The organism is Natrononativus sp. DTA114, assembly GCF_059736515.1.
Genome location: NZ_JCASSN010000003.1, coordinates 749,251 through 770,334 on the forward strand (window position 1 = coordinate 749,251; position 21,084 = coordinate 770,334).

The 21,084-nt window shown below is 65.6% G+C and carries 26 protein-coding genes; 18 read left to right on the forward strand and 8 right to left on the reverse strand.

Going from position 1 to position 21,084, the window contains the following annotated elements:
• Window positions 1–51: 51 nt before the first annotated feature.
• The 4 genes from ppsA to AC6I6S_RS13995 all read left to right on the forward strand — a co-directional run bounded on the left by ppsA (window position 52) and on the right by AC6I6S_RS13995 (window position 4,900).
• Complete coding sequence (gene ppsA / locus AC6I6S_RS13980) at window positions 52–2,385, forward strand: phosphoenolpyruvate synthase (protein ID WP_497950941.1); 2,334 nt, start codon at window positions 52–54, stop codon at window positions 2,383–2,385.
• A gap of 121 nt (window positions 2,386–2,506) precedes the next feature.
• Window positions 2,507–3,370: a lipase family protein gene (locus AC6I6S_RS13985; protein WP_497950943.1), complete on the forward strand. Its 864-nt coding sequence runs from the start codon at window positions 2,507–2,509 to the stop codon at window positions 3,368–3,370.
• Between the two features lie 63 nt (window positions 3,371–3,433).
• Window positions 3,434–4,531 carry a tyrosine decarboxylase MfnA gene (gene mfnA, locus AC6I6S_RS13990; RefSeq protein WP_497950944.1) on the forward strand — a complete coding sequence of 366 codons (1,098 nt, stop codon included), beginning with the start codon at window positions 3,434–3,436 and terminating at the stop codon, window positions 4,529–4,531.
• 42 nt (window positions 4,532–4,573) lie between these two features.
• A complete protein-coding gene (locus tag AC6I6S_RS13995; RefSeq protein WP_497950945.1) occupies window positions 4,574–4,900 on the forward strand; it encodes a hypothetical protein in 327 nt (108 codons plus the stop codon).
• A gap of 45 nt (window positions 4,901–4,945) precedes the next feature.
• On the opposite strand, the gene AC6I6S_RS14000 is transcribed toward AC6I6S_RS13995, so the two are convergent.
• The 3 genes from AC6I6S_RS14000 to AC6I6S_RS14010 form a co-directional block, all read right to left on the reverse strand.
• Window positions 4,946–5,401, reverse strand: coding sequence for a DUF7313 family protein (locus AC6I6S_RS14000; protein WP_497950946.1), 456 nt, complete (start codon window positions 5,399–5,401; stop codon window positions 4,946–4,948).
• A gap of 67 nt (window positions 5,402–5,468) precedes the next feature.
• Window positions 5,469–6,239: an NAD(+)/NADH kinase gene (locus AC6I6S_RS14005; protein ID WP_497950948.1), complete on the reverse strand. Its 771-nt coding sequence runs from the start codon at window positions 6,237–6,239 to the stop codon at window positions 5,469–5,471.
• 80 nt (window positions 6,240–6,319) lie between these two features.
• Window positions 6,320–7,630 (reverse strand): M28 family peptidase, encoded by a 1,311-nt coding sequence (locus AC6I6S_RS14010; protein ID WP_497950949.1) that lies wholly within the window; start codon window positions 7,628–7,630, stop codon window positions 6,320–6,322.
• 206 nt (window positions 7,631–7,836) lie between these two features.
• On the opposite strand from AC6I6S_RS14010, the gene pdhA reads away from it, so the two are divergent.
• The 4 genes from pdhA (at window position 7,837) to AC6I6S_RS14030 (ending at window position 10,993) form a co-directional block, all read left to right on the forward strand.
• Window positions 7,837–8,901 (forward strand): pyruvate dehydrogenase (acetyl-transferring) E1 component subunit alpha, encoded by a 1,065-nt coding sequence (gene pdhA / locus AC6I6S_RS14015; RefSeq protein WP_497950951.1) that lies wholly within the window; start codon window positions 7,837–7,839, stop codon window positions 8,899–8,901.
• 83 nt (window positions 8,902–8,984) lie between these two features.
• Window positions 8,985–10,049 carry a polyprenyl synthetase family protein gene (locus AC6I6S_RS14020; RefSeq protein WP_497950952.1) on the forward strand — a complete coding sequence of 355 codons (1,065 nt, stop codon included), beginning with the start codon at window positions 8,985–8,987 and terminating at the stop codon, window positions 10,047–10,049.
• Between the two features lie 213 nt (window positions 10,050–10,262).
• On the forward strand, window positions 10,263–10,652 hold the full coding sequence (locus tag AC6I6S_RS14025; protein ID WP_497950954.1) for a DUF7541 family protein: 390 nt from the start codon (window positions 10,263–10,265) through the stop codon (window positions 10,650–10,652).
• Window positions 10,653–10,744: 92 nt separating this feature from the next.
• Window positions 10,745–10,993, forward strand: coding sequence for a DUF6684 family protein (locus AC6I6S_RS14030; RefSeq protein WP_497950955.1), 249 nt, complete (start codon window positions 10,745–10,747; stop codon window positions 10,991–10,993).
• On the opposite strand, the gene AC6I6S_RS14035 is transcribed toward AC6I6S_RS14030, so the two are convergent.
• Complete coding sequence (locus tag AC6I6S_RS14035) at window positions 10,990–11,124, reverse strand: hypothetical protein (RefSeq protein WP_497950957.1); 135 nt, start codon at window positions 11,122–11,124, stop codon at window positions 10,990–10,992. The genes AC6I6S_RS14030 and AC6I6S_RS14035 overlap by 4 nt on opposite strands.
• A 64-nt stretch (window positions 11,125–11,188) precedes the next feature.
• Entirely contained in the window at window positions 11,189–11,341 is a 153-nt protein-coding gene (locus AC6I6S_RS14040; RefSeq protein WP_497950958.1) for a hypothetical protein, read from the reverse strand.
• Between the two features lie 116 nt (window positions 11,342–11,457).
• On the opposite strand from AC6I6S_RS14040, the gene AC6I6S_RS14045 reads away from it, so the two are divergent.
• Window positions 11,458–11,940, forward strand: coding sequence for a DUF309 domain-containing protein (locus AC6I6S_RS14045; RefSeq protein ID WP_497950959.1), 483 nt, complete (start codon window positions 11,458–11,460; stop codon window positions 11,938–11,940).
• A 57-nt stretch (window positions 11,941–11,997) separates the two neighbouring features.
• Here the strand turns inward: AC6I6S_RS14045 and AC6I6S_RS14050 are convergent, their stop codons facing one another.
• A complete protein-coding gene (locus AC6I6S_RS14050) occupies window positions 11,998–13,089 on the reverse strand; it encodes a CHRD domain-containing protein (protein ID WP_497950961.1) in 1,092 nt (363 codons plus the stop codon).
• Window positions 13,090–13,326: 237 nt separating this feature from the next.
• On the opposite strand from AC6I6S_RS14050, the gene AC6I6S_RS14055 reads away from it, so the two are divergent.
• The 9 genes from AC6I6S_RS14055 to AC6I6S_RS14095 all read left to right on the forward strand — a co-directional run bounded on the left by AC6I6S_RS14055 (window position 13,327) and on the right by AC6I6S_RS14095 (window position 18,757).
• Complete coding sequence (locus tag AC6I6S_RS14055) at window positions 13,327–14,124, forward strand: M14 family metallopeptidase (protein ID WP_497950962.1); 798 nt, start codon at window positions 13,327–13,329, stop codon at window positions 14,122–14,124.
• 94 nt (window positions 14,125–14,218) lie between these two features.
• Window positions 14,219–14,710: a YeeE/YedE family protein gene (locus tag AC6I6S_RS14060; protein WP_497950963.1), complete on the forward strand. Its 492-nt coding sequence runs from the start codon at window positions 14,219–14,221 to the stop codon at window positions 14,708–14,710.
• Complete coding sequence (locus AC6I6S_RS14065) at window positions 14,707–15,177, forward strand: DUF6691 family protein (protein WP_497950965.1); 471 nt, start codon at window positions 14,707–14,709, stop codon at window positions 15,175–15,177. The genes AC6I6S_RS14060 and AC6I6S_RS14065 overlap by 4 nt, the downstream gene beginning before the upstream one ends.
• A 73-nt stretch (window positions 15,178–15,250) precedes the next feature.
• Complete coding sequence (locus tag AC6I6S_RS14070) at window positions 15,251–15,841, forward strand: HAD family hydrolase (RefSeq protein ID WP_497950966.1); 591 nt, start codon at window positions 15,251–15,253, stop codon at window positions 15,839–15,841.
• A gap of 58 nt (window positions 15,842–15,899) precedes the next feature.
• On the forward strand, window positions 15,900–16,097 hold the full coding sequence (locus AC6I6S_RS14075) for a hypothetical protein (protein WP_497950967.1): 198 nt from the start codon (window positions 15,900–15,902) through the stop codon (window positions 16,095–16,097).
• A gap of 91 nt (window positions 16,098–16,188) precedes the next feature.
• Window positions 16,189–17,169, forward strand: a complete 981-nt coding sequence (locus AC6I6S_RS14080; RefSeq protein WP_497950969.1) for a tyrosine--tRNA ligase — start codon at window positions 16,189–16,191, stop codon at window positions 17,167–17,169.
• A gap of 61 nt (window positions 17,170–17,230) precedes the next feature.
• Window positions 17,231–17,794 (forward strand): DUF6663 family protein, encoded by a 564-nt coding sequence (locus tag AC6I6S_RS14085; protein WP_497950970.1) that lies wholly within the window; start codon window positions 17,231–17,233, stop codon window positions 17,792–17,794.
• 307 nt (window positions 17,795–18,101) lie between these two features.
• Window positions 18,102–18,452 (forward strand): helix-turn-helix domain-containing protein, encoded by a 351-nt coding sequence (locus AC6I6S_RS14090; protein ID WP_497950972.1) that lies wholly within the window; start codon window positions 18,102–18,104, stop codon window positions 18,450–18,452.
• Window positions 18,449–18,757, forward strand: coding sequence for a DUF7521 family protein (locus AC6I6S_RS14095; protein ID WP_497950974.1), 309 nt, complete (start codon window positions 18,449–18,451; stop codon window positions 18,755–18,757). Before AC6I6S_RS14090 ends, AC6I6S_RS14095 begins: the two co-directional genes overlap by 4 nt.
• 215 nt (window positions 18,758–18,972) lie before the next feature.
• On the opposite strand, the gene AC6I6S_RS14100 is transcribed toward AC6I6S_RS14095, so the two are convergent.
• Window positions 18,973–19,968, reverse strand: coding sequence for an aldo/keto reductase (locus tag AC6I6S_RS14100; RefSeq protein ID WP_497950976.1), 996 nt, complete (start codon window positions 19,966–19,968; stop codon window positions 18,973–18,975).
• 136 nt (window positions 19,969–20,104) lie between these two features.
• The gene (locus tag AC6I6S_RS14105) at window positions 20,105–21,061 is read right to left on the reverse strand and encodes a TIGR03557 family F420-dependent LLM class oxidoreductase (RefSeq protein ID WP_497950978.1); all 957 of its coding nucleotides are present in this window, start codon (window positions 21,059–21,061) and stop codon (window positions 20,105–20,107) included.
• Window positions 21,062–21,084 lie beyond the last annotated feature (23 nt).

The following is a 21,084-nucleotide window of genomic DNA, read 5'->3' on the forward strand; positions in this document are numbered from 1 at the left end:
CTGCATTGTTCGCAAGGTTCTTTATTCGCTCCGGTGTCCCTGCTGGTACAGATGGCTGTACTCTGGCTGGACGAGATCAGCGCCGACGACCTCGAGACGGTCGGCGGCAAAGGTGCTTCTCTGGGTGAACTCACCGGTGCGGGGTTGCCGGTCCCGCCCGGATTCGTGGTTACGGCGGGCACCTACCGAACGTTCATCGAGGAAGCCGGCATCGACGAGGAGCTGTTCGAGGCCGTCGACGTCGACGCCGACGACTCGAGCGCGCTGGCCGGGGCGGCCGACCGAGCACAGGAGCTCATTCGGGAGACGCCGTTTCCCGAGGAGCTACGCGAGGAGATCATCGCGGCCTACCGCGAGGTCGGTGACGGGGAGGCGTTCGTCGCCGTCCGTTCGTCGGCGACCGCCGAAGACCTCCCCGACGCCTCCTTCGCCGGCCAACAGGAGACCTTCCTCAACATCACCGAGGAGGATCTGCTCGACCGCGTCCGCCGATGCTGGGCCTCCCTCTTCACGCAGCGGGCGATCTACTACCGCCAGGAGCAGGGCTTCGACCACTCGGCGGTGAACATCGCCGTCGTCGTCCAGCAGATGGTCGACGCCGAGAAGTCGGGCGTGATGTTCACGAGTCACCCCTCGACCGGCGATCCGACCATGATCATCGAGGCCGCCTGGGGGCTCGGCGAGGCCGTCGTCTCCGGGGCCGTCTCCCCGGATAACTACGTCGTCTCCCGGGAAGACGGCTCGGTGGACGTCACCATCGCCGAGAAGAAGGTGCTCCACGAGAAGGACGAGCGGACGGGCGAAACCGTCGAACGCGAGGTTCCCGAAGAGATGCGCAAGGAGCGAGTCCTCTCCGACGCTGATATCGAGCGACTCGTCGAACTCGGTGAACACGTCGAAGACCACTACGACACGCCCCAGGACGTCGAGTGGGCGATGATCGGTGAGGAGGACTACATGCTCCAGTCCCGCCCCATCACGACGATCAACGAGGGGAGCGGTGCGGACGCCGAAATGCAGGCCTCGAAGGCGGCGGGAGCCGCGGACGAGGGCGTCACCGACGGCAGCGGCACCCGTGCCGTCGAAGCCGGATCGACCGACTCCGGAAGCAGCGGTGACGTGCTGGTCGACGGCCTCGGCTCGAGTCCGGGGAAGGCGACGGGCGCGGCCAAGATCGTCCGCAAGCTCGACGAACTCGACAAGGTGGGCGAAGGCGACATCATCGTCACCGAGATGACCACGCCGGACATGGTGCCGGCGATGAAACGCGCCGCCGGAATCGTCACCGACGAGGGCGGCATGACCAGCCACGCCGCCATCGTCTCCCGGGAGCTGGGCGTCCCCGCCGTCGTCGGCACGACCAACGCGACGACCGTGCTCGAGGACGGCCAGTTCATCACCATCGACGGCGACAAGGGAACGATCCTCGAGGGCGAGGCGGACGTCGAGGAGGAGCGCAAACCCGTCGAGGAAGTCCGTCCGCAGTCGCCGGTGAAACCGATGACCGCCACCGAGGTCAAGGTCAACGTCTCGATTCCGGAGGCGGCCCAGCGGGCCGCGGCGACGGGTGCTGACGGCGTTGGCCTGCTGCGCGTCGAGCACATGATTCTCTCGCTGGGGAAGACACCCGAGCGATACATCGACGACAACGGGGAGGACGCCTACGTTGGCGAACTCATCGACGGCATCCGCGCCGTCGCCGACGAGTTCTATCCGCGACCGGTGCGAGTGCGCACCCTCGACGCCCCCACGGACGAGTTCCGACAGCTCCAGGGCGGCGAGAACGAGCCCAACGAGCACAACCCGATGCTCGGCTACCGTGGCATCCGCCGCAGCCTCGACAAACCTGAGCTGTTCGCCCACGAACTCGAGGCGTTCCGCCGGCTGTACGACATGGGCTACGACAACGTCGAGCTCATGCTCCCGCTGGTCAACGACGCCGAGGACGTCCACCGGGCGAAGCGGCTTATGCGCGACGCCGGCATCGACCCCGAGAAGCGGACCTGGGGCGTGATGATCGAGACGCCAGCCTCCGCGCTCGGCGTCGAGGAGATGGCCGATGCAGGGATCGACTTTGCATCGTTCGGCACCAACGACCTCACCCAGTACACGCTGGCGGTCGACCGGAACAACGAGAACGTCGCCGACCGGTTCGACGAACTCCACCCCGCCGTGCTCCGCCTGATCGGCGACGTGATCGAAACCTGTCGGGAACACGGCGTCGAGACGAGCATCTGTGGCCAGGCCGGCTCCAAGCCCGAGATGGTCCAGTTCCTCGTCAACGAGGGCGTGAGTTCGATTTCGGCGAACATCGACGCGGTTCGGGACGTCCAGCACGAGGTCAAGCGCGTCGAGCAGAAGCTGCTGCTCGACTCGGTTCGCTAGCGAGCGTACAGAACCCAGTTTTTTCCGTTTCAGCCGTGTCCGAACGCACGGGATGTGGCCGAATAATTTCCATTGGTCATAAACTATTTGTTCACCGAGCGTGAGGTTCACACGAGATACAATGTCACGCACGAACCGACGGCGGTTCCTCTCGCGAACGGCGGCTGCGGCGGCTGCGACGCTGGGCATAGCGACGACGACGGCGACGGCCGAGGAGTGGCCTACGGGCTACGTCTCGACCCGGAACCACTTCGATTGCGACGGGAACGCGCTCGAAGACCTGGACCACTACGAGACGACGGACGTCCCCTGCTTCGACCGGGGTTGTGCGGACGAGTTGCTGGTTCACGTCCACGGTTGGAAGAACAAGGGCGAGGACGACGCGAAGGGGGCGTTCGAGAACGCCGCGAGCTACCTCGACGCGGGCGGCTACGACGGCGAGGTGGTCGGCTGGTGGTGGGACTCGGACTGCGGCTGGGACACCTCGAAGGACATCGCCTGGTGGAACGGCAAGAAGCTGGCGCAGTTCGTCAGGGACTACCGGTTCCTCCACGGTGGCGACCCCACGGTTCGGATCATGGGGCACTCGCTGGGCACGCGGGTCGCGCTCACCGTCCCCTACTACTTCGAGGACGCGGGCGTCGACTGGGAGGCGGTCCGGAGCATGCACCTGCTCGGCGGGGCCGTGCCGAACGACTGGCCGGACCACGAGAACCTCCAGCCGGGGCTTCGGGACGGCTTCGGCGCGACTTACAATTACGTCAATCAGGAGGACGACGTTCTGGGCTGGTACGCATACAACTGGGCCGAGTGGAACGACGCGCTCGGCAAACACGGGTCGGCCGAAGGCGGCACCTGTAACTTCCAGGACTGGGACGTGACCGACTGGTGGGGGAACGATCACGACTTCGAGACGTACATCGAACACTGCAACGACCTCGTCGTCGCGGACATGCACCGCGTCGAGGAGTACAACGACTGCTGAGGGGGCGTTCACGAAGTCGTCGTGGAACGCAATCCATAACACTCCGCTGACGGATGTAGCTGTATGGACGCCGTTCGCGAGGCCGAGCCACAGGATTTCGATCGGGTGCTCTCCTCGATGTGTACCGAACCACACCCGGTCGCCCGCGAGGCGGCCGAACGATTTCTCGCGACGAACCCCGGCGACCCCGGCACCTACCAGCGGATCGCCGCCCTCGAGCGTCGGGCCGTCTCGCTGCTCGGTGACGTCGCCGACCTCGAGGATCCTGCGGGCTACGTCACGAGCGGCGGAACCGAAGCCAACATTCAGGCGGTTCGGATCGCCCGCGACCGCGCCGACTCGCGAACGCCGAACGTGGTCATGCCCGAATCGGGTCACTTCAGCTTTCGGAAGGCCGCGGATCTGCTCGGCGTCGAACTCCGCGTCGTCCCGCTCGCAGACGACCGCCGGGCCGATCTCGCGGCGGTCCGCGAGAGCGTCGACGCCGACACCGCCCTCGTGGTCGCTGTCGCGGGCTCGACGGAGTACGGGCGCGTCGATCCGATCCCCGACATGGCCGAACTCGCCCACGAACACGGGGCGCTCTGTCACGTCGACGCGGCCTGGGGCGGGTTCGTGCTTCCGTTTACGGATTATGCGTGGAGCTTCGCGGACGCCCCCGTCGACACGATGGCGATCGATCCCCACAAGATGGGGCAGGCGGCGGTTCCCGCCGGCGGGTTGCTCGTCCGCGAGGCCGCGCTGCTCGACGAACTCGCAGTCGACACGCCCTACCTCGAGTCGACCTCCCAGGCGACCCTGACCGGCACCCGGTCGGGAGCGGGCGTTGCGAGTACGGTCGCCGCCCTCGAGGAGCTGTGGCCGGGCGGCTACGCGGCCCAGTACGAACGGTCGATGGCGAACGCGCGCTGGCTAGCCGAGGCGCTTGCGGATCGCGACTACGATGTGGTCAAGCCGACGCTGCCGCTGATCGCCGCCGACGTACCGACGCCGTTGTTCGAGGCGCTTCGGGAGAGGGGGTGGCGGCTCTCGCGGACGGGCGCCGACGAGCTACGGATCGTCTGCATGCCCCACGTCAACCGGAAGATGCTCGAGTCGTTCGTCGCCGATCTCGATCGACTCGCGGGGCGGCCGGAGATCCCGCTTGCGGGCGGCAGCTGAGTTTCGATACCGGTATCAGTCGGCCGGACGAGGAGGGGACCGATGGATCGGTTCGATACGGTGGCACTGTTCGGGTTTCTGGGGCTCGTGGCCCTCTCGGCGGTGACTGACATCGACGCGCTGGTGCTGGCGGCCGCCCTCGGTGGGTTCGTTCTTTCGCTGTCGCTCTGGCAGTTCTACCTGGGACGCGTCTGGGAGGGGCTCGGCCTGCTCGTCTGGGTCGGCTCGGCCGTTCTCGCGGTCGTCGGCCTCGAGGGACGGCCTGCGCTCACCGTTGCGTTTCTCCTGACGCTGCTCCTCGGTATGGCGCTGCAGTTCGGCGGGCGTTACGGGGTACTCCCGGACGTCTGGCGACCCGACGAGGAGTAGGACGCTGGTGTCGAGACGACCGGACGGAGAATTCGGGTCGGCCGATCAGACGACCGCGTCCCACAGCGGCTGGATGATGAAGAACAGCGACTGGTAGGCGATGTACAGGAAGACGACCGACGAGGCGACGAGCGCGCCCTTCGGCCGCTCGAGTGGGATCTCGGTGCGGGCCTCGACCAGGCGAGCCTCGAACTCGAAGAAGTCCGTGATCAACAGCCCCAGGGCGAGCACCGTGAAGATGACGCCGCCGTGGAGGTGGACGGTGATGTAGAAGAACCCGCCGAGGACGATCAGCACGTTCGTGACCTCGAGGAACAGGCTTCGACTGACCGCGTCGACGCCGTCCTCGCGAGCGGTCCTAACGTAGGTTCGGTGAGCGATGGCGCGCGCGAACAGGTTGGCGACCACGAGGCCGAGCAGGACGAACTCGATGATCGTGACGCCGCCGACGACCTCCGTCCCGAGGACGTCGAGTGGGCCGAGTACCGCTGGTGTGATCATACCTGAACCACGGTGGTTCGACCATTAGAGTTTTTCCAATGACGGCGGCCGGCGCCCGGCCGGGGCGCTACGCAAACTCCTGCGTGCTCTCCGGGACGACGAGCGTCGACAGCGTCTCCCCGACGCCGATGATAACGCTCGAGCCAGGGTCGACGGTGCCGACGACCCGGTCGTCGATACAGAGGCTCACGTCGCCCTCGTCGCGTTCGACCGACAGCGAGAGGCGGTCGTCGGGCAGCACCCAGTGACTCGCCCCCATCACGAACGGAGCGATCGGCACGACGGCGACCGCGTCGACGTCCGCCGAGAGCTGTGGCCCGCCGGCCGCGTCCGCGTAGCCGTGGGTGCCCGCGGGCGTCGCGACCACGACGCCGTCGGCGCGAAACTGTGAGACGTCCGCCGCCGGCAGACGAACGCTGTACTCGGAGATCGTCGCCGGTTCGTCGGTGAGAAGCGTGACGTCGAACAGCGCCCGTTCGACGCTGCCGTCGCGCTCGGCGGCGAGCAGCGGGCGCCGACACTCCGTCGCGCCGACCGAGAGCAGCGAGGCCAGGGCCGCGGGGCCGTCTTCCGCGGGAACCGACCCGACTCCGCGAACCGGGCCGACCGGAAGCGACGGGACGTCCACGCCCGTGCGAACGATGCTCGTCAACGCCGACTCGCCGAGGGTCACCAGCACATCGGGGGTGGCATCCAGTACGGTTTCCGCGTCGCCCGCGACGCTCGAGCCCCCGTTTTCGGTGACGGCCGATTCGAGCGCCTCGAGATCGAGCGCCTCGAGTTCGTCGACGATGCCGACGACCGGGTCGTCGCCCGCCGACCACGCGCCACGTTCCATGCACTCGAGTTCCGCGGGTGCGACCAAAAACGTGCGGATGGGGGACGCGTGGACTCGGTCGCCGTCCGCGTTCGGATCGATCAGTCGTCGTAAGGCCAGTCGCCGATGATCCGCATCCCCTCGGCCAGATCCTGGGCCTCGAGATCCTCGATGAGGTCGTCGGGAGTGCGGGTGGGTATTTCGAGGTCCTCGCCGGCGAGTTCGACGGTGAGCTCCGTGAGCAAGATCGCCTGCTCGGGGAGGTCACGCCGGTCGAGTTTGTCGAGGGTGTCAGCGAAGGTGTGGCCCCAGCCGCGGCCGACCTCCTCGGAAGTGCTCATCACGTGGTAGCCGGGAACCCCCCACTGGACGAACGGCCAGTGGTCGCTGTGGGGGCCGAGGCGAGGGATCGTTTCGACGGGATGGTCGAAGCGATCGGCGACCGTTTCGGCGGCCTCTTCGAGCTCCGGAAAGCCGTGGGTGGTCATCGAGAGGGTGCGCCCGCGGACGACGCCGTCGTTGTTGACGATGGCCTTGATCGAGTCGTGATCGGTCGTCTCGGCGTGGTACGCAGAGCCGACGAGTCCGACCTCCTCGGCACCGTAGGCGACGAACTCGACGCGCGTCTCGAGGTCGTCTTCCCGCTTCGTCAGGGCGTTGGCGAGTTCGACGACCATCGCAGTGCCCGCACCGTTGTCGAGGGCACCCTCAGCGATGTCGTGGGCGTCGACGTGGCTCGTCACGAGCACGCGCTCGTCGGTGTCGGGGCCGAGTTCGGCGTGGACGTTCTGGCTCGTCGTTTCGTGGATGTCGGCGTCGACCGACACCGTGACCTCCTCGCCCTCGAACCGACGGGTCAGCCGGGCGCCGACCTCGCTCGAGACGCCGACGGCGGGCACGTCGCCGATCGGGTCGTCGGCGGTGCCGACGCTGCCGGTCGGCGGCAGACAGCCTTCGACGTGGTTGCGGTAGACGAAGGCGGCTGCACCGTTCGTGACCGCGTGGTAGTACTTCTCCCGGCGGTGGACGTAGCGGTCGTAGTAGGAGGGAATGTCGCTTCTGACCATGACGACCTTCCCCTCGAGATCCGCTTCCTCGTACTCCTCGGGCAGCCCGTAACCCAGGTCGACGAGTTCCGCGCTCGCGGTCCCCGAGGGACTGCGCGGGAGCGCGATGCAGTCGAGGTCGAGGTCGCCGGTGCTGACGGAACTATCGCCGCGTGCCCACCCCTGCAGGTCGAAGCTCTCGAGTCGGGCGTTTCGCGCGCCGGCGTCCTCGAGGGCGTCTCGCGTTAGCTCGGCCGCCTCCCGTTCGCCCTCGCTGCCGGCCATCCGGTTGCCGATATCGACCAGGTTCTCGAGGTGAGTCCACCCGACATCGCTCGTCACGGTTTCTCCGATCCAGGTTACCATGCGGCGAGGGTGTCGCCGTCGGAGCCTAACTGTTGGGGAACCGGTGACGGGTGAGGGATTGTCAGTTTCGCGTCCAGTTCGCCACGATGAGTTCACAATCTGTAGAACCCGTTCAAGTAACGTCTACGAATGATTGGCAATCCCTGTCTTGGGCGATCTTTTATTACTGATGGCGGCGTTTCTCCGATAGACCGTTGGTGAACTCGATGGCAAGTCAGGTAGACGATATCGTACGGGTGTTGCCGGGTAGCGACAACGATCACGAGACCAGAGTCGCTGATCTCTCCGAGGACGTTCTCTGTGAACTGTACGAGACGCAGGTACTCGCGCGCACGTTCGACGAAAAAGCGATTAGTCTCCACCGACAGGGCCGTATCGGGACCTACGCCCCGATGCAGGGCCAGGAGGCCGCACAGGTGGGTTCGGCGATGGCGCTTCGGGAGTCGGACTACCTGTTCCCGACCTACCGAGATCACGCGATGTACCTCTCGCGCGATATCCCGCTGTCCGAGGTTCTCCGGCACCTGATGGGCCGTGGAAACTACGTCGACCGGCAGGATCCCGAGGGACTGCGGACGTTCCCGATCACGATTCCGATCGCAACACAGCTTCCACACGCCGTCGGCGTCGGCATGGCCGCCGACTACAAGGGCGAGGAGGTCGCGGCGATGGCCAGCCTCGGCGACGGCGCGACCAGCGAGGGCGACTTCCACGAGGCGCTGAACTTCGCCGGCGTCTTCGAGGCGCCCGCGGTCTTCTTCTGTCAGAACAACGGTTACGCCATCTCCGTTCCCCGGGAGCGCCAGACCGCGAGCGCGACGATCGCCCAGAAGGCCGACGCCTACGGCATCGAGGGGGTCCGGGTCGACGGCAACGACGTGCTCGCGGTGTACGACGTCGTCGAGGACGCCCTGGAGCGCGCACGGCGGGGCGACGGCCCGACGCTAATCGAGGCCGTCACCTTCCGCCAGGGGCCACACACCACGACCGACGATCCGAACGTCTACCGCGACGAGTCGGAGTGCGAGGAGTGGGGCTGTCCGCTCGAGCGAACCCGCGACTACCTCGAGACGACCGTCGGCTGGACCGAGGAGGACGACGAGGCGGTGTACGAGGCCGCCCGCGAGACGGTTCAGGACGCCGTCGATACCGCCGAAGCGGAGGAGGACCCCGATCCCGAAACCATGTTCGACCACGTCACGGCCGCCGACCACCCCCGCTACGCCCGCCAGCGCCAACAGCTTCCAAACGAGCCACAGGTCGAGCGCTAGCGCGACGCCCATCGAGAGCCCCGCGCCAGTCCAGCGCGGTCGGAACTGAATCTTTTTCACGCCGCTCTGTGAGGGTGAGATATATGCGGGAGACGCTTGCCGAGTGGCGGCCGGTGATCGACGAGACGATCGCTGACCTCCTCCCACGAGAAGTCGACGACGAGTACCTCGAGTCGTTCTTCGGCGAGGCCACCTACAGCTACGACTCGGAGGGTGTCCAGTGTGCACTTTCCGACCCGGTCTGGGACCTCCTCGACCGGGGCGGGAAGCGGTGGCGGGCCGTCCTCTTTCTGGTCTTTCTCGAGGCGTTCGGGGAGGAGCCCGAGCCGTACCTCCCCTACGCCTGCATCCCGGAGATCCTTCACAACGGGACGATCATCGTCGACGACGTCGAAGACGGGGCGGCGATCCGTCGGGGTGAACCCGCGCTCCACCACATTTACGGCGAGGACGTCGCGCTCAACGCGGGCAACGCGATGTACTTCCTGCCGCTGAAGATCCTGACGAACGACCCCGCGGGGCTTCCCGCGGAGCGCAGGCTCGCCGCCTACGAGATGCTGATGCACGAACTCAACCGGACCCACCTCGGCCAGGGGATGGACATCTGCTGGCACAACGAGCGCGATGTCCGCATCAGTCGCGAGCAGTACCTCGAGATGTGCGCCTGTAAGACCGGCTGTCTGGGCCGGATCGTCGCCCAACTCGCGGCGATCGTCGCCGACCAGTCACCCGAGGTGACGGCCGCCGTCGCCGACTACACCGAACTCACCTCGATCGCGTTCCAGATCGGCGACGACATCCTGGACGTCGAGAACTCGCTGGGACGAGCCGGCGAGTTCGGCAAGGAGTTCGGCAACGACGTCCGGGAGGGTAAGAAGACGCTGCTCGTTATCCACGCCATCGAGGAAAGCGACCCCGCCGAGGCCGAGCGCCTCCAGGAGATCCTCGGGGCCGAAACGAACACCGACGAGGAGGTGCTCGATGCGCTGTCGATCATCGAGGACGCCGGCAGCATCGACTACGCCCGCGAGCGCGCGCTCGAACTCGCCGCCGAAGCCAGGGCGAACGTTCGCGGACTCGATCTCGAGCCCGAGCCGACCGAGAAGCTGCTCTCGTTCACCGAGTTCGTCGTCGAGCGCGACGTCTGAGCGGTTTGGTTCCGGACACCCACCCGCACCGATACTCACGGAACCTGAATCGTTCCGGCTATAGTAACAACTGAAACGGGTTACACACTGCTCACGATCCAGCGGCCAATACTGACGAAATTTCGCCAGTCTTGGCCGCCTCGCTGTGAGCAGGTGTGCAATGGCTTTCAGTGGCTACTATAGTTCTAACTGGGTTGCGACCGTATCCGGCCCATGGCCGACCACTCGACGCGGACCGACTCCCCGCCCGCGACGAGCCCCTGGCCGATCCTCGTCGCCGTGGGGCTCGTCGCCGCGGAGATCGGGATTATTCTCGACCTGTTTCCCGTCGCCGTCGGCGGACTGCTGCTTCTCGCCCGCAGCCTCGTCAGCATCCTCGCCGAATCGGGCCACCTCTCGCGACCCCGGCTCGCCGCCGCCTGCCTCGGCGTCGCCTTCGTCATCGTCGGGCTGGCGCTGTATGCCCTCGGCACGGGTCTCCTCGCGGCCGGCTCCGGATTCGAAACCGTAACCGGCCTGGCGAGTCGCGGGGTCGCCATCGTCGTCGCCGGCGTGCTCACGGGTTTCGGGGCGGCCGTCGCGCCTCGAGTCCGGCGGCTCTGAACCCGGTCTCTCGAGCCGGATCCGACGGGGGACGCGGGCGACTCGAGCCGTTTCCCCCACAGGAACTTGTGTCTCCGAGCCGTACACCGCACATGAGCCGGAGCGCGTTCGATACGGAGATGGCACTCGACCTCGCGGTTAACCTGATTCCGCTCGGGATCCTGCTCTTTTTCATCGGCCTGTACGCGCTCGTCAACCCGTGGGGAGTCGATCCGCTCAGAACCACCCTCCAGTTCGCGATCATCGGACTCACGGCCGTCGGTCTCGCGATCGTGACCTACGTCGCGGCGCGGGCGATCGAGGGCGATCCCCGTACGCAGGCCGAGTCGAATCGGCGCTAGGGGCCGCCGAGAACGAGAACGAAACCGGTGAGCGCCATAAGAACGACGATCCCCACCAGCACGAGGCCGAACAGTTCCTTCTCGGAGAGGCGATCGTCGGTCGCCGACTCGTCGGATGGACTCGAGGACACGAAACCCGCTTCGACGCCGACAGACAAAGTCTTTCGTCGCTCGCCCCGCACGGAGTTTCGTTCGTTACCTGACGACGAGCAGTTTCGACTGGTTGCCGCCGTCGTCGAACTCGTCGTCAGCAACCCGGATTCCGCAGTTCACACACTGGTACCCGCCATCGATGTGCCCATACAGACGCTCGCCACAGTCGCCACATCGCCCATGTGGATAGTACATCTATCTGTACCTGAGCCACCATCCCCGATAAACCCACTGCCCCCACAGTACACGTATTAAGAACGTCTCGGTACGTGACCGACGGAGTTACCCGACGACCGGACGAACGAACGCGTATGGACGACCACACCCGCGACCCGTCCGTCGGCGCTCCCGAGGGGAACCCGGCGGGGTGGCTCGAGTCGGCGGGTCGCTGGGAACACGGGACACTCCGCCGGGCGACGATCCACGGCGTTCGACTGTTCAACAGCGGGGCCTACCACGAGAGCCACGACTGTTTCGAGGACGAGTGGTACAACTACGGCCGCGGAACCCGCGAGAGCATGTTTCTTCACGGAATGGTTCAGGTCGCCGCGGGGGCGTACAAGTGCGTCGACTTCGAGAACAACGACGGGATGCGGTCGCTGTTTCGGACCGCTCTCCAGTACTTCCAGGGCGTCCCACGGGACTTCTACGGCGTCGACGTCCTCGAGGTACGGACGACGCTCACAAACGCCCTCGAGGAGCCGACGCGGATCGACGGCTGGCAGATCCCCCTCGACGGGCGGCTCCCGACCGCTCGGGAGATCGATTTCGAGTACGCTGCCGGCCTCGAGTGAGCGGCCAAAGAAGTGGAACGGCGCGGCGACCGTGCGCGAACGGGTGAACGGCTTCCGTTACCCGAAAAGCGAACCGATTCTCGAGAGCAAAAAGCTGAGTGAAGACGGCGGATCGCCGTACTCGTGCTCGAGAACGGTTTCGCCGTCCCCGTCGAGAACGATGATCACGTCGCCGTCCTCGTTCCAGACGTGCTGGTTATAGCCCCAGTGCACCCGCTCGTCGGTGTTCTCACCGGGTGCGGTTACGAGCCGAACGCTCTGGCCCGGCGCGAGGGTGAATCCCTGCGGGAACGCCGCCGGGCTGAACCCGCGCCCGTCGACGACGCCGTGGTCGTATCGGTCGCGAACGGACCAGTTCCCCATCTCGAGTGTCACGTCGCCGGTGTTCGTGAACTCGATCCACTCCTCTTCGGCGTCGCTGCCCTCGACCTGCATGGCAGTGACCTCGAGCAGCCCCTGTGCGTCGGCCGCCGAGCTGACGGCGTCGTCTTCGTCCTCCTCCGGCTCGTCGGTTTCTTCGTCCTCCTCTTCAGAGTCCTCTTCCGGTTCGTCTTCTTCGTCGGTCTCGTCGTCATCTTCAGGCTCGTCGTCCGGTTCCTCTTCGGCCGGCGCCTCGCCGGGCAGTCGCTCCGGAACGATCTGTCCCCGGATCTCTCCCTCCGGGTTCTCCTCGGTGTGGACGTTGACGTACGCGCCCTCTTCCGCGAGGATCTCCACGACTGCGTCGAGGTCCTCCCCCTCGAGCGGGCCGACGAGGTCGTCGACCGTCAGCGTCCCCTCCGCGAGAACGCCGTCGAACCGTCCCTCGATTAGCGCCGACCCCGTCCCGCCCTCCGGGTAGAGCCAGGCGACGACCGGTCCGTCCTCGTCCGGGCCACCCAGGTGGACGTGAGCCTCGGTGACGTCACAGATGTGATCGACGTGAACCTGGTAGTCGACCGTCTCCGCGCCCTGATCGGCCTCGAAGAGAGCCTGGCCGCTGGCGTTCGTCTCCACCTCGTGGGTCGCCTCCTCCGCCGTAAGCGCCGCGGAAAACGTCGCTTCGCCGTGGTCGCCGTCCGCGCTCACCGTTCCGATCGCGATACTACTTCCAACTGCGACGCCGACGGTCTGTAAGAGCCGCCGGCGCGTGCGAGTGTTGCTACTCATGGTGACTGTCCAGTCACGTGACGTGTGCTGAACACAGACACGTCCACGCTGACCGTGTTAAGGTTAATTACGGAATATTCGTATCGAACGCATGTACTCGTGTCGTGGACGGTTCGATCGTTCGTGACGGCGACGGCGTCCGCTACGGTCGGTAGGTTCGGGTGCGGAGTGATCGCCCGGTGACGCGTTTCGATCGAGACCGAATCGCCTTTGAGGCGGACGTACCTATAACGAGCAATGAAAGTTGCCCAGCTAGGGTCGGGGACGCCCGAAATCGCGGTCGTCGCCGGCGTCCACGGCGACGAACCCTGCGGGGTTCGCGCCGTCGAGCGACTGCTCGAGGAGCGTCCGACGGTCGAGCGCCCCGTCAAACTCGTCATCGCGAACGAGGAGGCGCTCGAGCGGCAGGTCCGATTCCTCGACGAAGATCTGAATCGGGCGTTTCCCGGATCGCCCGACGCCGACACGCACGAGGGCCGCCTGGCCTACGAACTCGCGGCTGAGCTCGGGGACTGCCTCTCTTTCTCGATGCACTCCACGCAGAGCCACGCGGAGCCGTTCGCCATCGTCAACGGCGTGACCGAGACTGCAAAGGAGCTGTGTCCCCAGCTTCCCGTCAACGCGGTCGTCGAAACCGGCCCCTTCGCGGAGGGGCGACTGTTCACCCAGATCGAGACGATCGAGGTCGAGTGTGGTCTCCAGGGAACCGACACCGCGGCGGAGAACGCGGACCGACTGACGCGGGCGTTTCTCACCGCCGTCGGGGCGCTCCCCGGCGATACCGTCGCTCGAGATCTCCCGGTGTTTCGACTCACCGACAGCATCCGGAAGCAGCGGGCCGAGAGCTACGAGGTGTTCGTCGAGAACTTCCAGCGCGTCGAGGCCGGCGAGGCGTTCGCCGCCGCCGACGGCGAGTCACAGGTGGCCGACGAGTCGTTCTATCCCATCCTGATGTCGCCGTACGGCTACAGCGATGTCTTCGGCTACACTGCGGAGAAACTCGAGGTGCTCACCTCGGGGACGATCGCGGACTGAGTAGGGTTTAGCCGGTTACGACGGGTGCTCCGAGATACGGGCACATTTCACCGCGTCGCAGGATTGATACGCGGCGACTGCTTTTACCGGAGCAATGATTCCACCGGAACTCGTCGTTGCACTCCTCGCAGAGCCGTTCCCCAACGGGATCACACACTACGCGCTGGGGGGGCTACTGGTCGGCCTCGGCGTCGCCGTGATCTACCTCGGCACGGGCATCCCCGCCGGGGCGAGTACGTTCCTCGAGTCGACGCTCTCCTACGGCTCGAAGCTCCCGCGATTCCAGCGGTACGTCCCCTCGAGGGACTGGCGGGTCGTCTTCACGTTGGGGATCGTGGCGGGCGCCGCCGTCTACGCCCTCGCGCTCGGCGAGGGCGTCTGGACCACGGAGGTCCAGTGGTGGCGGCTGCTCCTCGGCGGCGTCCTCATCGGGATCGGGACCCGCGTCGGGAAGGGCTGTACCTCTGGCCACGGGGTCTGCGGCGTCGGCTCGATCTCGAGCGCGTCGTTCGTCGGCGTCATCAGTTTTCTGCTGATCGCAATCGTCACGGCCCACCTCGTCGGCGCCGCGGGGGTGGCGCCATGAGCGCCGACCACGACCAGCATCCGCTGTTTCTCCCGCTCGTCTTCGCCGGCGGGCTGATCTTCGGGTTCGGCCTCGCACTGAGCGAGATGGCGAAACCGGAGGTCGTCCTTTCGTTCCTCCAGTTCGAGGACTTCGGACTCCTGTTCGTGATGTTCGGCGCCGCCGCGGTCACGGGGGTCGTCTTCTTCACCGCACCCCGATTCCTGGGCCGGGCGCCGATGACCGGGGCAGTCTACGGCCGGCGGCTCAAGACCCTCGACAAAAACGTCGTCCTCGGCGGCGGCATCTTCGGCGTCGGCTGGGGGCTCTCGGGGATCTGCCCCGGTGCGGCCTACGCCAGCCTCGGCATCGGCAACTACGCGATCCTCTGGGGGATCGCCGGCATGTTCGTCGGCGCCTACGTCCAGGGCTTCTGGCGCTCACAGAGCGCGGAAACGGGCGCCTCGAGTCCGACCGGCGCCGACTGATCGGCCCGCCTCCTCGAGACGCACTCACAGACCGCCACAACGGCTATCGGTCTCGAGCGCCGTCGATTGCGATATGCGCGCAATCGTGTTCGACCTCGACGGCACGCTCGTCCAGTTCGACCGGCCGTACGAGGCGCTTCTGACCGACGCGATCTCGACGGTTGCCGACGAACCGAGCGACGAGCAGCTCCGGGCCTACAGCGAGTCGTTCCGGACGCACTTCGGTTCCTGCGAGCCGAATCCGATCCGGAACGCGTTCGCCGACACCCTCCCCGATTCGGATCCGGAGGCTCTCGCCGACGCCCTCCACCGGGCGGAAATCGAGGCCTCCCGCTCGCCCCCGAACGCGGAGGCCGACCTCGAGCGACTCGCGAAAACGCACCGGATCGGTGTGCTCACGAACGGCATGCCGTCGTGGCAGTGGGCCAAACTCGAGGCGGTGGGGCTCGAGAAGCATATCGATGCGTTCGTCGCCTCGTACGACGCCGGTGCGCACAAACCGGATCCCGAGCCGTTCGACCTGCTCGAGCGCCGGCTTCCGGCCGAGGCGTACGCGATGGTCGGGGACAGCGATGCCGATATCGACGGCGCAAATGCCGCCGGCTGGCGGGCACACCGGTACGACGGCGGTGGCTTCGGCGATCTTCCTGCTGGACTGGGCTGAACGTGAGGACCTGTCTCGAGGTCAACTATTATGCCGACCGCGTTCGATAGTTCGCCCAATGGTACGACTCGAACCTCCCTGTCTGCGATCGAAACACGCCTCCCGCGGGGCGGCCCGCGGTGCGAAAGTCGGCGGTAAGGTCGGCGGCCTGGGCGGCCCCGCGACCGGTGCGGTGGGCGCCGGCGTCGGCGCAGCGACCGGCTACCTCGCGGGGACGGCCCGCGATCAGGTCGAGTCGGTGCTCAAGCCCTGGTAGCTCGCGTGTCGACCGATTAGATCCTCTGCAGCATGAGGGTACACAACGCCGTTCACAAAGTGATAAATCCCTCCTCCGGTACCCTCTTCGTATGGACGTCTACGAGCTGATCACGCGAAACGCCGACGAGGTGGTGACCGACGAGGAAGTGCGCGAACTCGCCACAGATCCCGACGGGAAACGCGCCTACGTCGGCTACGAGCCCTCCGGGGTGCTTCATCTCGGGCACCTGCTGACTGCGAACAAACTCATCGATCTTCAAGAGGCGGGGATGGAGGTCGTCGTCCTGCTGGCCGACGTCCACGCCTACCTCAACGGGAAGGGCACCTTCGAGGAGATCCGCGAGACCGCAGAGCAAATGCGCGCCCAGTTCCTCGCCTACGGTCTCGAGGAAGAGAAGACGGAGTTCGTCTACGGTTCTACCTACCAGCTCGACGAGGAGTACGTCCTCGATCTGCACGCACTGGAACTCGAGACCACCCTGAAGCGCGCCCAGCGCGCGATGGCCGAGATCCAGGGTGGGGACACCGCGAAGGTGAGCCACGTCGTCTACCCGTTGATGCAGGCGCTGGACATCGAGTACCTCGACCTCGATCTGGCCGTCGGCGGGATGGACCAGCGCAAGGTCCACATGCTCGCCCGCGAGGAGCTACCCAGCGTGGGATACGAGGTCCGGCCGTGTCTCCACACCCCGATCGTCGCCGACCTCACGAGCGGCGAGGGGAAGATGTCCTCGAGTCAGGGCGTCACCATCTCGATGGAGGATTCCACCGAGGAGCTCGAGGAGAAGGTCAACTCGGCGTTCTGTCCGCCGACCCGCGATCCCGAGGGCGACCTCGAGAACCCGGTCCTCGAACTGTTCGAGTACCACGTCTTCCCTCGCTTCGAGGCCGTTACCGTCGCACGCCCCGAGAAGTACGGCGGCGATCTCACCTACGAGGCCTACGAGGACCTCGCGGCGGACCTCGAGTCCGGCGAACTCCATCCCGCCGACGCGAAGGGCACGCTCGCGAGCTACCTCGACGAACTGATCGCGCCCGGCCGGGCGAAACTGCGCCAACTGCGGGCCTGAGCGGCGGCCGGAACGCGACGCTGTCGCGGGCGTTATCAGGGACGGGGACCAACCGACGGACATGAATCCCAGCACGGCGGGAACCTTTCGGGTCTATCCGGGACGGCGGGACGACGAACTGCTCCTTCTCGACGTCGACTCCGCGGATCCAACCTACGTGCCGGCGACGCTGGCGCCCGACCTCGAGGCGGGGAACCGGATCGAGGCGACCCTCGAGTGGGACGACGGCGAGCCGGTGACCGCCGAGTACGAACTGCTCGAATCGACCCGATTCCGCTTTCTGCGCACCGACGAACCGGTGTTCCAGGCGGCCCAGGGCTGTTTCGAGGAGGCCAGACGGGCGGGCGAGGCGATGAACGCCCGCGTCACCTACAGCACCGACAGCGAGCCCAACGGGGTCGTCTACACCTTCGCCGACCAGGCGGGCCAGCGGGACCTCTTCGCGGAGTTTCGTGACGGCGGGAAACCCCTCGAGCCGTTGCTCGCCCGTGCGGCCGACTCCGAGACGGCCGACCCCCCGTTTTCGGTGTGGGTGCTCGATCCACAGGAGCCGTTCGTACTCGTCTACATCGTGCTCGATCCGGCGGGGGTACTCGAGGAGACGATGGCGGAGACGTACGAGTAAGCGTTCCGGGAGGAACGTTCGGGGTAAACAGGCTGATAACAATGCTCAGATCGCGCGAAGGACGGAGCACGACGGGTAGTGACCCCAATCTCTCTGTCAGAATCTGCCTGCTGAATAGAGAGGATTAGTGTAACACGACGGCTCCGTCTGTTTCACGCCGAAATAGGTAAACCAGCTGCTCACTGCACGTGCGAACTGATCCACTCCACTTCTACAGGAGATAGGAAGTCCCGGAGAGTTTTGGGTATTTCGTGAGTCACGAACTCCTCATCAGGTTATATAGTCGTGCCAAAACAAATCAGTGACTGTGAGTGAGGAACCGCTGCCCCACGAGGTGTTCAAGCTGCTCGCCGACGAGTACGTGCGGGCGATTCTCACCGCGACTACGGAAGACAGAAAATCAGCACCCATGCTCGCCGAAACCCTCGATGCCGCCCCTTCAACCGTGTACGACCGTCTCGACCGATTGATCGAGGCAGGCTTCCTCGACGAACGAACCGAGATCGACGAAAACGGTAATCACTACGCAACCTACCATGCCCAGATAGAACGGTTCGACGTCGAGGTGACCCCCGCCGGATTTACCGTCGCAACAGAATTGACTGATCGTGACGCCGCAGCGGACCAGCTGACCGATCTCTGGAGTGAAATGGAATGATCGACTTCAGTAACCCTGTCTGGTGGCGAACCGTTCTCCCAGCACTGTCTCTAATTGGATTGCTGTTGGCGCTGGTGATCGTTGGGAAGGCGATTCGAGGTTACCGTCAGAACAATGATCGCGGAATGTTCTTGCTCGCGGTCGGACTGTGTCTGCTTCTCTTAGGGCCGATCCCTGTTGAACTGTTGGCGGTCATGTTCTTCGACGAGACGATCGAAGGCGGAGTTGCGGTGAGCATCATCCAGCAGTTGTTCAGAGTCGCTGGGATGCTGGTGATCCTCGCCTCAATGTATGTGCGTCGATGACGACACTTCACTTTTGTATGGTAAGTCGTTTACCTGTACCGAGCATTTGACTCTTCGCTCAGACCGCGCCCTACCAAGTGCCATATTCGCGCCCTGTATTCAGCACGACGTTACTAACCCCATCGTGTTTGAGATAACTCGCGGAGTCGATAAGCGGATGGTGATTGTTCAACTACCACACCGTTTGCATCTGGTTCCGGAGCGATCGGCCGCTGTTAGCTCCCGTTTCGCGCCGCGTCGATCCGCTCGAACTGCTCGTCGCTTAACTCGAGGTCGACGGCGACGACGTTCTCCTCGAGTTGCGCGGGCGATCGAGCCCCGACAATGGGGATACACGAGAAGCGGTCCTGGTCCATCAGCCAGCGCAGCGATACCTGGGCAGGGGAGGCGTCGACTTCCTCGCTCACTTCCTCGATCGACTCGAGGACGTCCCACGCCTGCTCAGTCGCGTAGCGGTCGCCGAAGGCGTCCTGGAGGCTGCCCCGCGAGTCGTCGGGCGCTTCGACGCCGCCGTCGTCGGTGCGCTCGTACTTGCCGGTGAGGAAGCCGCCGGCGAGCGGGGAGTACGGACAGACTGCGAGATCCTGGTCGGCGCAGACGTCGAGGTAGTCGCCGACCGCGTCGTAGTGGGCAGCGTTGACCATCGGCTGGGTAACGTCGAAGCGCTCGATACCTTCGGTATCGCTGGTCCACAGTGCCTTCGTCAGTTTCCAGGCAGCCATCGAGGACGCTCCGAGGTAGTGGACCTTGCCCTCGCGGACGAGTTCCGTCAGCACTTGCATCGTCTCCCGGATGGGCGTCTCGTCGTCCCAGCGGTGGATGTAGTAGAGATCGATGTAGTCGGTACCCAGCCGCTCTAAGGTGCCCTCGATCTGTGCGCGGATGTGCTTGCGACCGAGGCCGGAGTCGTTCGGTCCCGGCTCGCCCCAGCCGTCGAAGGGGAAGTACACTTTCGAGGCGATGACGAACTCCTCGCGGTCGTGATTCTCCAGCCAGTCGCCGATGTACTCCTCAGCGGTGCCATCGGGGTCGCCGTAGACGTTCGCGGTGTCGATGAAGTTGATCCCGTGCTCGTGGCAGGCGTCGAGCAGTTCGTGGGCCTCCTCGCGGTCGGTTTCGACGGTGCCGCCGGACTGCTTGGCGAAGCGCCAGGTGCCGTAGCACAGCTTCGAGACTTTCGTCCCGGTGTTTCCGAGAGTGGTATACTCCATACGAGCGGCTTCACCGGCGGCGGTGAAAACGGATTGGGATGCGGCGAAGGTGGTGCCGACACCGGGAGCGTGACGAACGTCCTCGAGGACGGGTCATCGGAGTTACCCCCCGAATCGTCCAACTACTTCGGAGTCGCTACTCGAGTCGCGGCTGTAACTCCTCCTCGAAGAACTCGAGGAACGCCTCCTGGTCGGGGCCGATCTGGTGGAAGTAGACGTGGTCGTAACCCGCGTCGACGGCCTCCTCGTAGCTGTCGACGTATTCGTCGGGGTCGGGCGTGGTGATCGTGCTCCCCTCTTCGATATCCTCGCGTTCGACCAGCTGGGCGGCCTGTTCGAAGTGGGCGGGGCTCTCGAGTTGCTGGGATAACTCGCCAGGCATCGAGCCGTTGGGCCAGTACTCGTGGACGGTGTCGACCGCCTCCTCCTCGGTCTCGGCGTAGCAGACGTCGAGCTGGGTGTACCGTGGCCCCTCGCCGCCTGCGTCTTCGTACTCGCTCGCGACCTCCTCGTCGGTCCCCGTCGACCAGAGGCCATCGCCGTGTTCGGCCGCCCACCGGGCCGTTTTGGGACCGAACGCCGAGGCGATCACCGACGGCCGCTCTTCGGGGAGGGTGAACAGTTTCGCGTTCTGGACGGTGTAGTGCTCGCCGCGGTGGTTGACGTTACCGCCCTCCCAGAGTTTGTCCATGACGTCCATCGCCTCCTCGAGTTTCTCGAGGCGGACGTCGTGTTCGGGCCACCCCTCGCCGGTGACGTGTTCGTTCAGGTTCTCGCCGGTGCCGACGCCGAAGGTGAACCGTCCGTCGAACATCGAGGCCACCGTCGCGACGGCGTGGGCGACGTTCGCCGGGTGGATTCGGTAGGTCGGGCAGGTGACGCCGACGCCGACCTCGATCTCGTCGGTCGCGGTCGCGATCCCGCCGAGGGTGCTCCAGACGAATCCGGATTCGCCCTGGGCGGACACCCAGGGGTGGAAGTGGTCCGAGATCGAGACGAAGTCGAAGCCGATCTCCTCGGCGCGCCGGGCGTTTTCGACGAGTTCCGTGGGGGTGTGCTCCTCGCTCGAGAGCGTGTAACCGATCTGGGTCATCGTGGGCGTTCTATACCGAACCC

Excerpts from the sequence above, each read along its gene's own strand:
- AC6I6S_RS13995 (WP_497950945.1), top strand. The coding sequence starts at position 4,574 with ATGGATCGGTTCGATACGGTGGCACTGTTCGGGTTTCTGGGGCTCGTG.
- mfnA (WP_497950944.1), top strand. The coding sequence starts at position 3,434 with ATGGACGCCGTTCGCGAGGCCGAGCCACAGGATTTCGATCGGGTGCTC.
- AC6I6S_RS14055 (WP_497950962.1), top strand. The coding sequence starts at position 13,327 with ATGAAAGTTGCCCAGCTAGGGTCGGGGACGCCCGAAATCGCGGTCGTC.
- AC6I6S_RS14025 (WP_497950954.1), top strand. The coding sequence starts at position 10,263 with ATGGCCGACCACTCGACGCGGACCGACTCCCCGCCCGCGACGAGCCCC.
- AC6I6S_RS14060 (WP_497950963.1), top strand. The coding sequence starts at position 14,219 with ATGATTCCACCGGAACTCGTCGTTGCACTCCTCGCAGAGCCGTTCCCC.
- AC6I6S_RS14105 (WP_497950978.1), bottom strand. The coding sequence starts at position 21,061 with ATGACCCAGATCGGTTACACGCTCTCGAGCGAGGAGCACACCCCCACG.
- AC6I6S_RS14085 (WP_497950970.1), top strand. The coding sequence starts at position 17,231 with ATGAATCCCAGCACGGCGGGAACCTTTCGGGTCTATCCGGGACGGCGG.
- AC6I6S_RS14010 (WP_497950949.1), bottom strand. The coding sequence starts at position 7,630 with ATGGTAACCTGGATCGGAGAAACCGTGACGAGCGATGTCGGGTGGACT.
- AC6I6S_RS13985 (WP_497950943.1), top strand. The coding sequence starts at position 2,507 with ATGTCACGCACGAACCGACGGCGGTTCCTCTCGCGAACGGCGGCTGCG.
- AC6I6S_RS14065 (WP_497950965.1), top strand. The coding sequence starts at position 14,707 with ATGAGCGCCGACCACGACCAGCATCCGCTGTTTCTCCCGCTCGTCTTC.
- AC6I6S_RS14005 (WP_497950948.1), bottom strand. The coding sequence starts at position 6,239 with ATGGAACGTGGCGCGTGGTCGGCGGGCGACGACCCGGTCGTCGGCATC.
- AC6I6S_RS14050 (WP_497950961.1), bottom strand. The coding sequence starts at position 13,089 with ATGAGTAGCAACACTCGCACGCGCCGGCGGCTCTTACAGACCGTCGGC.
- AC6I6S_RS14100 (WP_497950976.1), bottom strand. The coding sequence starts at position 19,968 with ATGGAGTATACCACTCTCGGAAACACCGGGACGAAAGTCTCGAAGCTG.
- AC6I6S_RS14070 (WP_497950966.1), top strand. The coding sequence starts at position 15,251 with ATGCGCGCAATCGTGTTCGACCTCGACGGCACGCTCGTCCAGTTCGAC.
- AC6I6S_RS14040 (WP_497950958.1), bottom strand. The coding sequence starts at position 11,341 with ATGTACTATCCACATGGGCGATGTGGCGACTGTGGCGAGCGTCTGTAT.
- AC6I6S_RS14080 (WP_497950969.1), top strand. The coding sequence starts at position 16,189 with ATGGACGTCTACGAGCTGATCACGCGAAACGCCGACGAGGTGGTGACC.
- pdhA (WP_497950951.1), top strand. The coding sequence starts at position 7,837 with ATGGCAAGTCAGGTAGACGATATCGTACGGGTGTTGCCGGGTAGCGAC.
- AC6I6S_RS14075 (WP_497950967.1), top strand. The coding sequence starts at position 15,900 with ATGGTACGACTCGAACCTCCCTGTCTGCGATCGAAACACGCCTCCCGC.
- ppsA (WP_497950941.1), top strand. The coding sequence starts at position 52 with ATGGCTGTACTCTGGCTGGACGAGATCAGCGCCGACGACCTCGAGACG.
- AC6I6S_RS14020 (WP_497950952.1), top strand. The coding sequence starts at position 8,985 with ATGCGGGAGACGCTTGCCGAGTGGCGGCCGGTGATCGACGAGACGATC.
- AC6I6S_RS14030 (WP_497950955.1), top strand. The coding sequence starts at position 10,745 with ATGAGCCGGAGCGCGTTCGATACGGAGATGGCACTCGACCTCGCGGTT.
- AC6I6S_RS14000 (WP_497950946.1), bottom strand. The coding sequence starts at position 5,401 with ATGATCACACCAGCGGTACTCGGCCCACTCGACGTCCTCGGGACGGAG.
- AC6I6S_RS14095 (WP_497950974.1), top strand. The coding sequence starts at position 18,449 with ATGATCGACTTCAGTAACCCTGTCTGGTGGCGAACCGTTCTCCCAGCA.
- AC6I6S_RS14045 (WP_497950959.1), top strand. The coding sequence starts at position 11,458 with ATGGACGACCACACCCGCGACCCGTCCGTCGGCGCTCCCGAGGGGAAC.